General features: G+C 71.3%; 11 protein-coding genes. 5 read left to right on the top strand and 6 right to left on the bottom strand.

What is annotated here, in order from left to right:
• Positions 1 to 2 precede the first annotated feature (2 nt).
• Positions 3 to 707, bottom strand: coding sequence for a hypothetical protein (locus ICC28_RS28835; RefSeq protein ID WP_188291667.1), 705 nt, complete (start codon positions 705 to 707; stop codon positions 3 to 5).
• 68 nt (positions 708 to 775) lie between these two features.
• Entirely contained in the window at positions 776 to 2,125 is a 1,350-nt protein-coding gene (locus ICC28_RS28830) for a DUF2252 domain-containing protein (RefSeq protein WP_188291666.1), read from the bottom strand.
• Positions 2,126 to 2,297: 172 nt separating this feature from the next.
• Between ICC28_RS28830 and dnaE the strand changes: the two genes are divergently transcribed.
• Complete coding sequence (gene dnaE / locus ICC28_RS28825) at positions 2,298 to 5,837, top strand: DNA polymerase III subunit alpha (RefSeq protein WP_188291665.1); 3,540 nt, start codon at positions 2,298 to 2,300, stop codon at positions 5,835 to 5,837.
• 87 nt (positions 5,838 to 5,924) lie between these two features.
• Here dnaE and ICC28_RS28820 read toward each other — a convergent pair whose 3' ends face one another.
• The gene (locus tag ICC28_RS28820) at positions 5,925 to 6,089 is read right to left on the bottom strand and encodes a hypothetical protein (protein ID WP_188291664.1); all 165 of its coding nucleotides are present in this window, start codon (positions 6,087 to 6,089) and stop codon (positions 5,925 to 5,927) included.
• 224 nt (positions 6,090 to 6,313) lie between these two features.
• Between ICC28_RS28820 and ICC28_RS28815 the strand changes: the two genes are divergently transcribed.
• From ICC28_RS28815 to ICC28_RS28800, 4 genes are all read left to right on the top strand, one after another.
• On the top strand, positions 6,314 to 7,528 hold the full coding sequence (locus tag ICC28_RS28815; protein WP_188291663.1) for an NYN domain-containing protein: 1,215 nt from the start codon (positions 6,314 to 6,316) through the stop codon (positions 7,526 to 7,528).
• Between the two features lie 105 nt (positions 7,529 to 7,633).
• Entirely contained in the window at positions 7,634 to 8,608 is a 975-nt protein-coding gene (locus ICC28_RS28810) for an ABC transporter ATP-binding protein (protein WP_188291733.1), read from the top strand.
• An 85-nt stretch (positions 8,609 to 8,693) separates the two neighbouring features.
• Positions 8,694 to 9,518 carry an ABC transporter permease gene (locus ICC28_RS28805; RefSeq protein WP_188291662.1) on the top strand — a complete coding sequence of 275 codons (825 nt, stop codon included), beginning with the start codon at positions 8,694 to 8,696 and terminating at the stop codon, positions 9,516 to 9,518.
• Between the two features lie 34 nt (positions 9,519 to 9,552).
• Positions 9,553 to 10,299, top strand: coding sequence for an AAA family ATPase (locus ICC28_RS28800; RefSeq protein WP_188291661.1), 747 nt, complete (start codon positions 9,553 to 9,555; stop codon positions 10,297 to 10,299).
• Positions 10,300 to 10,931: 632 nt separating this feature from the next.
• On the opposite strand, the gene ybaK is transcribed toward ICC28_RS28800, so the two are convergent.
• The 3 genes from ybaK to ICC28_RS28785 are packed head-to-tail and all read right to left on the bottom strand — an operon-like array spanning position 10,932 to position 13,203.
• Positions 10,932 to 11,432, bottom strand: a complete 501-nt coding sequence (ybaK, locus tag ICC28_RS28795) for a Cys-tRNA(Pro) deacylase (RefSeq protein ID WP_188291660.1) — start codon at positions 11,430 to 11,432, stop codon at positions 10,932 to 10,934.
• 14 nt (positions 11,433 to 11,446) lie between these two features.
• Complete coding sequence (locus ICC28_RS28790; RefSeq protein ID WP_188291659.1) at positions 11,447 to 12,187, bottom strand: LON peptidase substrate-binding domain-containing protein; 741 nt, start codon at positions 12,185 to 12,187, stop codon at positions 11,447 to 11,449.
• A gap of 11 nt (positions 12,188 to 12,198) precedes the next feature.
• Positions 12,199 to 13,203, bottom strand: coding sequence for a hypothetical protein (locus ICC28_RS28785; protein ID WP_188291658.1), 1,005 nt, complete (start codon positions 13,201 to 13,203; stop codon positions 12,199 to 12,201).
• Positions 13,204 to 13,315: the final 112 nt, after the last annotated feature.

Below are 13,315 nucleotides of genomic sequence, written 5' to 3'. Positions count from 1 at the left end.
GCTCAGGCGAAGGAGGCCGAGCACGGCGGTCCACGCCGTCCCAGGGAGTGCACGAGGATCCGCTCGCGCGCGGCGAACACAGGGTTGTGCGGGCGCGGCAGCCGGCGCGAGGTGCGGGCCGGCCGTACCGTCACCGCGGCGACCGCCAGCAGCAGCGGACGGAAGGTGGTGGCCGCCACCGCCCGCAGCAGCTGGGCCAGCGCCCGCTCGCCGCGGCGCAGCCAGACGGCCGCGAGGAGACCGATACCGAGGTGCGCGGCGAGCAGCAGCCAGGCGGTCTCCGGGTCGGCGTGGGCGAGCAGGGCGGCGAGCCGGGCGGTGCCGGTCTGCTCGGACACCGCCGACACCGCGGTCAGCGCGCCGCCGACATGGGTGCCGTCGCCGCACAGCACATTCAGGCCCACCGAGCGCAACGGGCCCGCGACAGGCCCGCCCGCGGCGCCGTAACAGGCGTGCTGACCGGTGGTGAAGACGGTGTCGGCGGCCAGCTCCAGCGGGATCAGCAGGGCGGCGATCCGCCCGAAGCTCCGCTCGCGGCCGGCCAGTGCGTAGGCGACGGCGAACACGGCGGCGGCGACCAGCGCCACCGTGTTGAGCGGCAGCGGGACCCCGGACAGCAGCACGTGCGACGCGGTGCTGAGCGTCACGACCAATGCCGTGAACAGCGCCGCGCGCAGGGCTCGTAGCGGGGTTCCGGATATGTCCATAGCGGTGAAGAGTCTGGCACGGAGGCCTGTAAGGGAACCCTAAAGGTTCCCTGTGAGCGGCCGTTCCGTCACAGACCCGGGATCCGTCCGTTGCGGAACAGGTCCACGAAGATCTGGTGGTCGGCACGCGCGCGTGCGCCGTAGTCGTGCGCGAAGCTCACCAGGAGCCCGGCGAAGCCGTCCTCGTCGGCGGCGATGGCCGCGTCGATGGCGCGCTCGGTGGAGAACGGCACCAGGGACTCCCCGGAGGTGTCGTCCGCCGCCGCGTGCATGGCGGCCGTGGCCCGGCCGAGGTCCGCGACGACCGCCGCGATCTCCTCCGGGTCGTCGATGTCGCCCCAGTCGAGGTCCACCGCGTACGGCGAGACCTCCGCGACCAGCTGGCCCGCCCCGTCCAGTTCGGTCCAGCCCAGCCACGGGTCGGCGTGCGCCTGCAGCGCGCGCTGGGAGATCACCGTGCGGTGCCCCTCGTGCTGGAAGTAGCCGGCGATCGCCGGGTCGGTGATGTGCCGGGAGACGGCCGGGGTCTGGGCCTGCTTGATGTAGATCACGACGTCGTTCTCCAGGGCGTCGCTGTTGCCCTCCAGGAGGATGTTGTACGAGGGCAGGCCGGCCGAGCCGATACCGATGCCGCGACGGCCCACGACGTCCTTCACGCGGTAGGAGTCCGGGCGGGCCAGGGACGACTCCGGCAGCGTCTCCAGATAGCCGTCGAAGGCGGCCAGCACCTTGTAGCGGGTGGCCGCGTCCAGCTCGACGGAGCCGCCGCCCGGCGCGAAGCGGCGCTCGAAGTCACGGATCTCGGTCATCGAGTCCAGCAGCCCGAACCGGGTCAGCGAGCGGGCGTCGCGCAGCGCGTCCAGCAGCGGGCCCTCGGCGGTGTCCAGGGTGAAGGGCGGCACCTCGTCGCTCTTGGCGCCGGTGGCCAGGGCGTGGATCCGCTCGCGGTACGCGCCCGCGTACACCTCCACCAGATCGGTGATCTGCTCGTCGCTGAGCGCCTTGGCGTACCCGATGAGCGCCACGGAGGCGGCGAAGCGCTTCAGGTCCCAGGTGAACGGGCCGACGTAGGCCTCGTCGAAGTCGTTGACGTTGAAGATCAGGCGGCCGGTGGAGTCCATGTACGTGCCGAAGTTCTCCGCGTGCAGGTCGCCGTGGATCCACACGCGCGAGGTGCGCTCGTCCAGGTACGGGCCGGTGATTATTCTCCCGCCGCCCCGCCCGGCGTTCTCGGCGTCCAGGTCGTGGTAGAAGAGGCACGCCGTGCCCCGGTAGAACGCGAAGGCGGAGGCCGCCATCTTGCGGAACTTCACCCGGAACGCGGCCGGGTCGGCGGCCAGGAGCTCGCCGAAGGCGGTGCCGAAGACGGTGAGGATCTCCTCGCCGCGCTGCTCGTCATTGAGCCGGTGGACCGACATCGCTGGGTGCCTCCTGGTGCCTGAACGTGTACGACAGCGTTTCTCACCCTTCCAACGCACGACCGTACGCGGGAGTGCCCGGTGCTTGTCAGTGGCGAGGCTTAGACTTCGACGCTGACCCCAGAACTGTCCGCCAGCCCGTCGCCGAGTGTTTCCCCTGGAGGGCCCCACCGTGTCAAAGCCGCCGTTCACGCACCTGCACGTCCACACCCAGTACTCGCTGCTGGACGGTGCCGCGCGGCTGAAGGACATGTTCAACGCGTGCAACGAGATGGGCATGACCCACATCGCCATGTCCGACCACGGCAACCTCCACGGCGCGTACGACTTCTTCCACTCCGCGAAGAAGGCCGGGGTCACCCCGATCATCGGCATCGAGGCCTATGTCGCCCCCGAGTCCCGGCGCAACAAGCGCAAGATCCAGTGGGGCCAGCCGCACCAGAAGCGCGACGACGTCTCCGGTTCCGGTGGTTACACCCACAAGACGATGTGGGCCGTGAACCAGACGGGCCTGCACAACCTCTTCCGGCTCTCCTCCGACGCCTACGCCGAGGGCTGGCTGCAGAAGTGGCCCCGGATGGACAAGGAGACCATCGCCCAGTGGTCCGAGGGGATCGTGGCCTCCACCGGCTGCCCCTCCGGCGAACTCCAGACCCGGCTGCGCCTCGGCCAGTTCGACGAGGCCCTGAAGGCCGCCGCCGACTACCAGGACATCTTCGGCAAGGACCGCTACTTCCTGGAGCTGATGGACCACGGCATCGAGATCGAGCACCGGGTCCGCGACGGCCTCCTGGAGATCGGCAAGAAGCTCGGCATCCCGCCGCTGGTCACCAACGACTCGCACTACACCTACGCGCACGAGGCGACCGCCCACGACGCCCTGCTGTGCATCCAGACCGGCAAGAACCTCTCCGACCCCGACCGCTTCAAGTTCGACGGCACCGGCTACTACCTGAAGTCCACCGAGGAGATGTACGCCATCGACTCCTCGGACGCCTGGCAGGAGGGCTGCGCCAACACGCTCCTGGTCGCCGAGATGGTCGACACCACCGGCATGTTCGAGGCCAAGAACCTCATGCCGAAGTTCGACATCCCCGAGGGCTACACCGAGGTCACCTGGTTCAAGGAGGAGGTCCGCCGCGGCATGGAGCGCCGCTTCCCGGGCGGCATCCCCGAGGACCGGCAGAAGCAGGTCGAGTACGAGATGGACGTCATCATCCAGATGGGGTTCCCGGGGTACTTCCTCGTCGTCGCCGACTTCATCATGTGGGCCAAGAACAACGGCATCGCGGTCGGCCCCGGCCGAGGCTCCGCGGCCGGCTCGATCGTCGCCTACGCCATGGGCATCACCGACCTCGACCCGATCCCGCACGGCCTGATCTTCGAGCGGTTCCTCAACCCCGAGCGCGTCTCCATGCCCGACGTCGACATCGACTTCGACGAGCGCAGGCGCGTCGAGGTCATCAGGTACGTCACCGAGAAATACGGCGCCGACAAGGTCGCCATGATCGGCACCTACGGCAAGATCAAGGCCAAGAACGCGATCAAGGACTCCGCGCGCGTGCTGGGCTACCCGTACGCGATGGGCGACCGCATCACCAAGGCCATGCCCGCTGACGTCCTCGGCAAGGGCATCGACCTCAACGGCATCACCGACCCCTCGCACCCGCGCTACTCGGAGGCGGGCGAGGTCCGGTCGATGTACGAGAACGAACCGGATGTGAAGAAGGTCATCGACACCGCCAAGGGCGTCGAGGGCCTGGTCCGGCAGATGGGCGTGCACGCCGCCGGCGTGATCATGTCCAGCGAGACCATCACCGAGCACGTGCCCGTCTGGGTCCGGCACACCGACGGCGTGACCATCACGCAGTGGGACTACCCGAGCTGTGAGTCGCTCGGCCTGCTGAAGATGGACTTCCTCGGCCTGCGCAACCTGACGATCATGGACGACGCCGTCAAGATGGTGAAGTCCAACAAGGGCATCGACATCGATCTGCTGAGCCTCCCGCTCGACGATCCGACGACCTTCGAACTCCTCCAGCGCGGCGACACCCTCGGCGTCTTCCAGTTCGACGGCGGCCCGATGCGCTCGCTGCTGCGCCTGATGAAGCCCGACAACTTCGAAGACATCTCCGCCGTCTCCGCGCTCTACCGTCCGGGCCCGATGGGCATGGACTCGCACACCAACTACGCCCTGCGCAAGAACGGCCTCCAGGAGATCACCCCGATCCACAAGGAGCTCGAAGAGCCCCTCAAGGAGGTCCTGGACGTCACCTACGGCCTGATCGTCTACCAGGAGCAGGTGCAGAAGGCCGCCCAGATCATCGCCGGCTACTCGCTCGGCGAGGCCGACATCCTCCGCCGCGTCATGGGCAAGAAGAAGCCCGACGAACTGGCGAAGAACTTCACCATCTTCCAGGCCGGCGCCCAGAAGAACGGCTACAGCGACGAGGCCATCCAGGCCCTGTGGGACGTGCTGGTCCCGTTCGCCGGATACGCGTTCAACAAGGCGCACTCGGCCGCGTACGGCCTGGTCTCGTACTGGACGGCCTACCTCAAGGCCAACCACCCCGCCGAGTACATGGCGGCGCTGCTCACCTCGGTCAAGGACGACAAGGACAAGTCGGCCGTCTACCTCAACGAGTGCCGCCGCATGGGCATCAAGGTGCTCCCGCCGAACGTCAACGAGTCCGTGCACAACTTCGCCGCCCAGGGCGACGACGTGATCCTCTTCGGCCTGGAGGCCGTGCGCAACGTCGGCACCAACGTGGTCGAGTCGATCATCAAGAGCCGCAAGGCCAAGGGCAAGTACGCCTCCTTCCCCGACTACCTGGACAAGGTCGAGGCGGTCGCCTGCAACAAGCGCACCACGGAGTCGCTGATCAAGGCGGGCGCCTTCGACTCGCTCGGGCACACCCGCAAGGGTCTGACCGCCCACTTCGAGCCGATGATCGACAATGTGGTCGCGGTCAAGCGCAAGGAGGCCGAGGGCCAGTTCGACCTCTTCGGCGGCATGGGCGAGGAGGAGAGCAGCGAGCCCGGCTTCGGACTCGACGTGGAGTTCACCACCGACGAGTGGGACAAGACCTACCTGCTCGCCCAGGAGCGGGAGATGCTCGGTCTCTACGTCTCCGACCACCCCCTCTTCGGCCTGGAGCACGTGCTCTCCGACAAGGCCGACGCGGGCATCGCCCAGCTCACCGGCGGCGAGCACGCCGACGGCGCGGTCGTCACCATCGGCGGCATCATCTCCGGCCTCCAGCGCAAGATGACCAAGCAGGGCAACGCCTGGGCCATCGCCACCGTCGAGGACCTCGCCGGCTCCATCGAGTGCATGTTCTTCCCGGCGACGTACCAGCTGGTGTCGACCCAGCTCGTCGAGGACGCCGTCGTGTTCGTCAAGGGCCGCCTGGACAAGCGCGAGGACGTCCCCCGGCTGGTCGCGATGGAGCTCCAGGTCCCGGACCTGTCCAACGCGGGCACCAACGCGCCCGTGGTCCTCACCATCCCGGCCACCCGGGTCACTCCGCCGATGGTGAGCCGGCTCGGCGAGATCCTCAGCCACCACAAGGGCGAGAGCGAGGTCCGGATCAGGCTCCAGGGGCCGACCAAGACGACCGTGCTGCGACTGGACCGGCACCGGGTGAAGCCGGACCCGGCGCTCTTCGGCGACCTGAAGGTGCTGCTCGGGCCGTCCTGCCTGGCCGGCTGAGCCGCCGACGCACGTGCGAGGGGCGCACCCTGTGCTGGGTGCGCCCCTCGGCATGTGCCTGGGCTTCAACGGCCCGTTATGAAGATGTCAGTTGTGACCGAAGCGCTTCTGCTTGCCCTTGCGCGCCACATCCGCCGGCGTCACCTGGGACAGCCGCTGCTCGGCCTGCGCCTCCATCGAGGACTGCTGGGCCTGCTGCTGCCCGCGCTCCGACTGCGGCTGCTTTCGCTCACGGTTCTTGTTCTTGGCCATGGTGATCTGCCTCCTGTGGGGGATCTGGGGGCCAGAGACGCGACCAGACTCACATAGGCTGACAAAGAGCGCATTTCGGATGATTACCGTCTGTAGCGGCGCTCGCCGGACGGCGATGCACCGAAACGCCACGCCGAAGATCGAGTTCCGGCCGTTAACCTTCGCGCGGTCGGGCAGACTCGAAGGAAGCCCGAAGCAAACCTCCCGGAAAGAGGGTGGATCGCGTGGACCGCTGCATCGTCCTGGTGGATGCCGGGTATCTGCTGGGGGCCGCCGCCTCGCTCCTCGCCGGAGAGCCCTCCCGCTCCCGGATCACCGTCGATCACACCGCCCTCATCCAGGGCCTGCGCGAACGCGCCGAGTCGGACACGGAGCGGCCCCTGCTGCGCATCTACTGGTTCGACGGCGCCCCCGACCGCGTCCCCCAGCCCGAGCACCGCAGGCTGCGCGTGATGCCCCGGGTCACGGTCCGCCTGGGCGCCCTGACCCGCAGCGACGGACGCTGGGCGCAGAAGGGCGTGGACGCCGCCATGCACGCCGAACTCACCGAGCTGGCCCGCAACCGCGCCTGCTCCGACGTCGTCCTCGTCACCGGCGACGGCGACCTGCTGCCCGGCATGATGGCCGCCAAGGAGCACGGAGTCGCCGTACACCTGTGGGCCGTACAGGCCGCCGACGGCGACTACAACCAGTCCGAGGACCTCGTCGCCGAGGCCGACGAGCGGCGCGTGCTCGACCGTACGTGGATCACCAAGGCCGTACGCGCCAAGGAACTCGGCGGGATCTGCGCGCCGCCGCCCGCGCCGCGGCCCGAGATCGCCGCGATCCTCTCCGCGCCGCTGCCCGACTCCGCGCTCGCCCCCTCCGCCGAACGGCCCGCCGAGGAGCGCGAGCATCGGGCGCCGGCCGCCGCGGAGAACACACAGGAGCGCGTGCCCGCGCCCAAGGGCGTGCCCACCCCCAAGGACCTCGCGGCCCTGCGCGCCGCCAGCGCCCACCCCGCACCGCAGCCGGCCAACGCGACCCTGCGCTGGTCCTCCGACAAAGGCTGGGTCGACCGCCCCGGCACCGCGGCCGAGCCGCCCGAGGTCGCCTCCATGCCGACCCTCGCCCAGCTGACCACCGCCGAGCAGCGCTGGGCCGACCGGGAGGAGGACATCACCACCGTCGGCGGAGACCCCTACGAGGTGGGGCAGGTCTTCGCGCGGCGGTGGATGGAGCGGCTGGGCGACCAGAGCCACCTGCAGAAGCTGTCCGGGATGTACCCACGGATCCCGCACCGCATCGACGGCGAGCTGCTGCGGTACGCCGCCCGGTTCGGGCTGCTCGCGCACAAGGATGACCAGATCGACGAGCACGACCGGTACGCGATCCGCGCCGGGTTCTGGCGGGAGATCGATGTGCGGACGGCCGCGGAGCACGCTCCGGCCGGGGACTGAAACGGCACAAAGCCGCCCCAAGGACGAGCCGAGCCGCCCGACCCCGTACCCTCGTCCCTTGTGAGTACGCGCGCGGCACAGGCACTTCGGCCCAGTGGTGATGTCGTGTGCGCGGTGCGCGGACTGACCAAGACCTATCCGGCGGTACGCGGACGGCGCGGCACCCCCGCCACCCCCGAGGTGCGGGCCACCGACGACGTACGGCTGGACATCCGGCGCGGTGAGATCTTCGGGCTGCTCGGACCCAACGGCGCCGGGAAGACCACCCTCGTCCGGCAGCTCACCGGGCTGATGCGGCCCGACCGCGGCAGCGTGGAGATCCTCGGGCACGACATCGTGCGCCACCCGGAACGGGCCGCACGGATCCTCGCCTACCTCGGCCAGGAGTCGACCGCCCTCGACGAGCTCACCGTCTCCCTCGCCGCCGAGACCACCGGGCGGCTGCGCGGTCTCGACGTACGGCGGGCACGGGCCGAGCGGGACGCCGTCCTGGAGGAGCTGGCGCTGACCCAGCTCGCCGGGCGGCCCCTGAAGAAGCTGTCCGGCGGTCAGCGGCGGCTCGCCTGCTTCGCCACCAGCCTGGTGGGGGAGCGGCCGCTGCTCGTCCTCGACGAGCCGACCACCGGGATGGACCCCGTGGCGCGGCGGGCCGTCTGGTCCGCCGTCGACCGCCGGCGGGCCGAACAGGGCGCGACCGTGCTGCTCGTCACCCACAACGTCATCGAGGCCGAGACCGTCCTCGACCGGGTCGCCGTGCTCGACCGCGGCCGGGTGATCGCCTGCGACACGCCCGTCGGGCTGAAGGAGCAGGTGGCCGGGGAGGTCCGGGTCGAGCTGGTGTGGCGCGAGGCGGCGCCGTTGCACGTTCCCGAGGTCGCCGCGCTCCAGGACCGGGTGCTGGAATCCGGGCGCAAGTGGACCCTGCGGCTCGCCCCCGAGGAGGCGCGCGCGGTCGTCGCCACCGTCACCGGCGGGGCCGCGTTCGCCGCCCTCGACGACTTCACTCTCGCCACGCCCAGCCTGGAGGACGTCTATCTGGCGCTGGGCGGGGCCGCGCAGCAGGGGCTGGTGAAGGCTTGAGCACGACCGGTGAGGGCTTGAGTACACAGGCCGTCGCATCCGTACGGAACGGGACCACCGCAGGAGCGAAGAGGAGCAGCGCCACGTGAGTGTCGTACCCGCCGAGGTTCTGCCGGGCGGCGCCCTGGCCGCGGACGAGACGGCCGCCACGGACGCGGCCGAGCTCGGGCCGCGGGCGCGGCTGTGGCCGTCGCTGTGCGCCGTGTACCGGGCGCAGCTGTCCCGCGCCCGGGTCGCGCGCATCCCGCTGCTGTTCGTGGCGACCTTCCAGTCGGTCGGGATCATGGTCCTGATGCGCGGGGTCGTGGACGGCGGGGAGGAGGCGCGGGCCGTCGTGGCCGGGTCTTCGGTGCTCGTCGTCGCCTTCGTCGCGCTGAACCTGCTCGCCCAGTACTTCGGGCAGCTACGGGCCAGCGGCGGGCTCGACCACTACGCCACGTTGCCGGTGCCGCCCGCGGCGGTGGTGCTGGGGGCGGCGGGCGCGTACGCGTCCTTCACCGTGCCCGGGACCGTGGTGACGGCCGTGTTCGGGTGCGTGCTGTTCGGGCTGCCGCTGGCGCATCTGTGGGTGCTGGCCGCGGTGATCCCGCTTGCCGGGGCCGCGCTCGCCGGGCTGGGGGCCGCGCTCGGACTGCTCGCGCCGCGGCCGGAACTGGCGACGGTGCTCGGGCAGTTGGGTATGTCGGCGGCGCTGCTGCTGGGGGTGCTGCCGGCCGAGCGGATGCCGGAGGCGGTGCGGTTCGCGCGGGACCTGCTGCCGTCGACGTACGGCGTCGAGGCCTTCGCGCGGACCTTTGGGGCGCGGCCGGACTGGGCGTTCGTGCTCGGGGATCTGGCCGTGTGCGCGGGCGTGGGGGTCGTGTCGCTGGCCGCCGCGACGTGGGCGTATCGGCGGGCGGCCGTCCGGTGACGCGTCGCACAGGCGGGCCTGGCACGATGTCAGGGTGACCGCACCGCTGACTCCTCCACCGCCGCCGCGTGACCAGTCCTCTCAGCAGTCGTCTGCTGCGGGGGGCGGGTACGGCGTTCCCGGCTCGCACGGTTCTCCCGGCTCGCATGGTTCTCTCGGCTCGCACGGGATTCCCGGCGCGTACGGCTTTCCGGGCCCGCAGGATTTGTACGGACAGGACGGTCCTGGCATGAAGACCGAGGTGCGCGAGGCCGCCGTGGTCACGGTGGCGGTGGCGCTCGGTGGGGTGCTGCTCGGGGTGTTGTGGTGGTGGCTCGCGCCGCGGGTGCCGCTGGTGGGCGATGTCGTCGACGACAGCTGGGTCGTCTATCTCAAGGACACCGAGGGGGAGCAGGCGGTGGGCGTGGACGGGACGTTCGCGCTGCTGGCGCTGGCGTTCGGGCTCGTGAGCGCGGTGATTGTCTTTCTGGTGCGGCGGCGTGGGGGTGTGCCGCTGGTGGTGGGGCTTGCCGTGGGCGGCCTGCTCGGGTCGCTGCTGGCGTGGCGGATCGGGGTGTGGCTGGGGCCTGCCGAGGATGTGCTCGCCCATGCCAAGGAGGTGGGGCAGGGGGTGACGTTCTCCGCGCCGTTGGAGTTGGCGGCGAAGGGGGCGTTGCTGGTGTGGTCGGTGGCGGCGCTGGTCGTTCATCTCGGGCTGACGGGCCTGTTCGGGCCGCGGGATCCGGATCCGTACGAGCAGCAGCAGTGGGAGCGGGGCGGGTACGGGGCGCCGCCGGCGTAGTTCGTTTTCTCGCCCCCGCCGCCCCTACCCGTCCCATCCCCAGGGGCTCCGCCCCTTCGACCCCGCCAGGGGGCTCCGCCCCCTGGACCCCCGCGGGGCTTCGCCTCTGCACCCGACCGGGGCTTCGCCCCCTGGATCCCCCGCGGGGCTTCGCCTCTGCATCCGGCCGGGGCTTCGTCCCTGGATCCCCGCGGGGCTTCGCCTCTGCACCCGACCGGGGCTTCGTCCCTGGATCCCCGCGGGGCTCCGCCCCTGCACCCGACCGGGGCTCCGCCCCTGCACCCGACCGGGGCTCCGCCCCTGCACCCGACCGGGGCTCCGCCCCTGCACCCGACCGGGGCTCCGCCCCTGCACCCGACCGGGGCTTCGCCCCTGCACCCCCATCGGCCTGGACGGCCTCGTCCTCAAACGCCGGACGGGCTGGATTTAGCGACTGGCGCCGATAAGGGGCCCAAGGGCTGCGCCCTCTGGGATGGTTGCGGACTCGGCTTCGGACGCCGGGCGGGCTGACAGTCGCTATGCCGGGCGCCTTCCGTGGTTGGCTCGGCCCTTTTTGGTGCGCCATTTGCGTTTGCGGGTCTTCTTCGACATGTCCCCTGTGCTTAACGGAGGAAGGGGCGTCCGTCGAGGGGTCATGCACGGCCGATGGGGGCCAGTACCGCCTCTGTGAGGTGGGTGAGGTCGGTGGGGGAGAGTTCGACCTCCAGGCCGCGGCGGCCGGCCGAGACGCAGATCGTGGGGTGGGCGGAGGCGGAGGCGTCCACGACCGTGGGGAGTTTCTTGCGCTGGCCGAGGGGGGAGATGCCTCCCCGGACGTAGCCGGTGGTGCGTTCGGCCAGGGCCGGGTCCGCCATGGCCGCGCGCTTGCCGCCCACCGCCGTCGCCAGGGCCTTGAGGTCGAGCTGGCCCGCGACCGGGACCACGGCCACCGTGAGCCTGCCGTCGACGTCGGCGACCAGGGTCTTGAAGACGCGGTCGGGCGAGACGCCCATCGCCTCCGCGGCTTCCTCGCCGTAGGAGGGGTGGGAGGGATCGTGGTCGTAGGAGTGGGTGGTGAAGGACACCCCCGCGGCCGTGAGGGCCACCGTTGCCGGGGTGCCTCCCGGCTGCTGCTTCTTCGGTTTCTTCGCCATCGAGGATCCCGGCCTCAGTTCGGACTCGTCGGGCCGCGCGTCAGGTCCGACGCCGGCAGTGAGGGCAGGCTACGGATGATCGACGTCTCGGCGCGAAGGAGTTTCAGTTCGTCGCGGAGACGGGAGGCGGTGTCGGGGGCCTGGAGGAGGCGCTGCTTGGTGGGGACGTCCAGCATCATCGCCGCCGCCACCAGGTAGGAGACCACGGAGGGTTCGTCCGGGAGGTCCGCTCCCGTCGTCAGCGACCGCTCCCTCGCCCCCGCCAGACGCTTCTGGTACTGGCGGAACGCCCGCAGCACGCCCTCCGCCAGCGCGCCCGCCTCGTCGCCCGGCTCCTCCGGCAGCTCTTCGAGCTCCGCCGTCAGGAACGGGCCCGAGGCGTCCACCGACAGCAACCGCACCCGCGTGGTGCCCGTCGCCAGCACCTCGAAGGTGCCGTCCGCGCGTTCGCGGATCGTCGCCGCGTCGGCCACACAGCCCGTCGAGTGGAACGACTTGACCGGTTCCGCGCCGAAGCCGGCCGCGGGCCCGCGTTCCGGCAGCGCCGTCGGGTCGGGCATGCCGGGCGCGGTCGCCGCCACCTCGTGGCCGTCGCGGATCGCCACGACGGCGAAGCGGCGCGGTTCGTCCTCGGGGGTCTTCGCCAGGGTGCGCATCATCGCGCGGTAGCGCTCCTCGAAGACGTTCAGAGGCAGCACAAGGCCCGGGAAGAGAACCGAGTTCAGGGGGAAGAGCGGGAGCCGGACGGTGGTCACGACGCAGAAGCCTAATGGTCGCCGGAGTGTGTGCGTCCGGTGTGCCCGCTCCGTGGATGCACGGACGGGTCCCGGATCTCCTCCCGCACCCGCAGACAGTGGCCCAGCGGATCGTCCGAGAACCGGTCCCAGGGGAAGGACGTCACGTACGGGCCGGTCAGCCGCAGCTGCTCCAGGGCGTCGGCGCGGCGGCCCAGGCGTACCAGGACGAACGTGAGCAGGTTGCGGATCTCCGCCGGCCAGGGATCCGCGAGCGGAAGGCGGGCCGACAGGGCGACCGCCCGGTCCGCCGCCGCGTCCAGCCGAGCCCGCGGCAGCTCCGGGCCGCAGCCGTCGGTGAGGTAGGAGAACACCGCTCGCACCGGAAGGGCCTGGACGAGCGAGTCGGCCGGCGCGTCCTGCGCGGCCCGGTCGGCGAAGTCCAGGCACTCGCGGTGCGAGCCGTGCCAGGACGCGGCCAGATAGCGCAGGGCCGCCACATGGCAGCCGTAGTGGTGCGGGGCGCGGCGCACCGCCGCCTCCCACAGCTCCTCGACGTAACGGGCCCCGGCCTGCGCCCCGCGCGCGTGGTCCAGCGCGATCCGCCAGGGCACCGGGTCGCGCTCGTCGCCGTGTGCCGCCGCGGTGACCAGGGGGCTCACCTCGCGCAGCAGCTCCGCCCGGGCCGGTGACAGCCAGGCGCGGTCCACCCGCAGCTGGGCCTCGACCAGGAGGCCGTCGGGGTCGTCGGGCGCGGCGGCACGCCAGGCCTCGAACCAGTCGGGGCGGGCGTGGGCGAAGGCGGCGAGCCGGGCGGCGTACCGGTCGCGGTGGTCCCACTCGGCGGCCGTGCGGGTGGCGGCCAGCAGTCCGGCGGCGGGGCCGTGATCGTCCTGGGCGGCGGCCACCAGCGCCGGGCCCAGGCGCCGGTCGGGCACGTCGAGCAGCACCTCGTCGTCGGCCGAGGGGCCGGCGGCGGGGCGGGGCGCGGTCCTGGTCAGCCGGGGCGCGCGGACGAACGGCAGCAGCAGGGCCATAGGACACATGCCTCCTTGCGCCTGAACCGGCGCCGCTCTCGCGGAGCGGGTACTCGCCGTCGTCATTGCTCAATGGCCAGCGAACTGATCGATGGTTGTGGTCTGAGACCCG

The organism is Streptomyces sp. TRM68416, from assembly GCF_014596915.1.
In the GTDB taxonomy this organism is placed as follows: domain Bacteria; phylum Actinomycetota; class Actinomycetes; order Streptomycetales; family Streptomycetaceae; genus Streptomyces.
Note: the sequence above shows the minus strand (reverse complement) of the source record. Positions and strands in the feature narration are given on the sequence as shown.

Coding starts and splice junctions, on each gene's coding strand:
- ICC28_RS28835 (WP_188291667.1), bottom strand. CDS start 707: ATGGACATATCCGGAACCCCGCTACGAGCCCTGCGCGCGGCGCTGTTC.
- ICC28_RS28830 (WP_188291666.1), bottom strand. CDS start 2,125: ATGTCGGTCCACCGGCTCAATGACGAGCAGCGCGGCGAGGAGATCCTC.
- ICC28_RS28820 (WP_188291664.1), bottom strand. CDS start 6,089: ATGGCCAAGAACAAGAACCGTGAGCGAAAGCAGCCGCAGTCGGAGCGC.
- ybaK (WP_188291660.1), bottom strand. CDS start 11,432: ATGGCGAAGAAACCGAAGAAGCAGCAGCCGGGAGGCACCCCGGCAACG.
- ICC28_RS28785 (WP_188291658.1), bottom strand. CDS start 13,203: ATGGCCCTGCTGCTGCCGTTCGTCCGCGCGCCCCGGCTGACCAGGACC.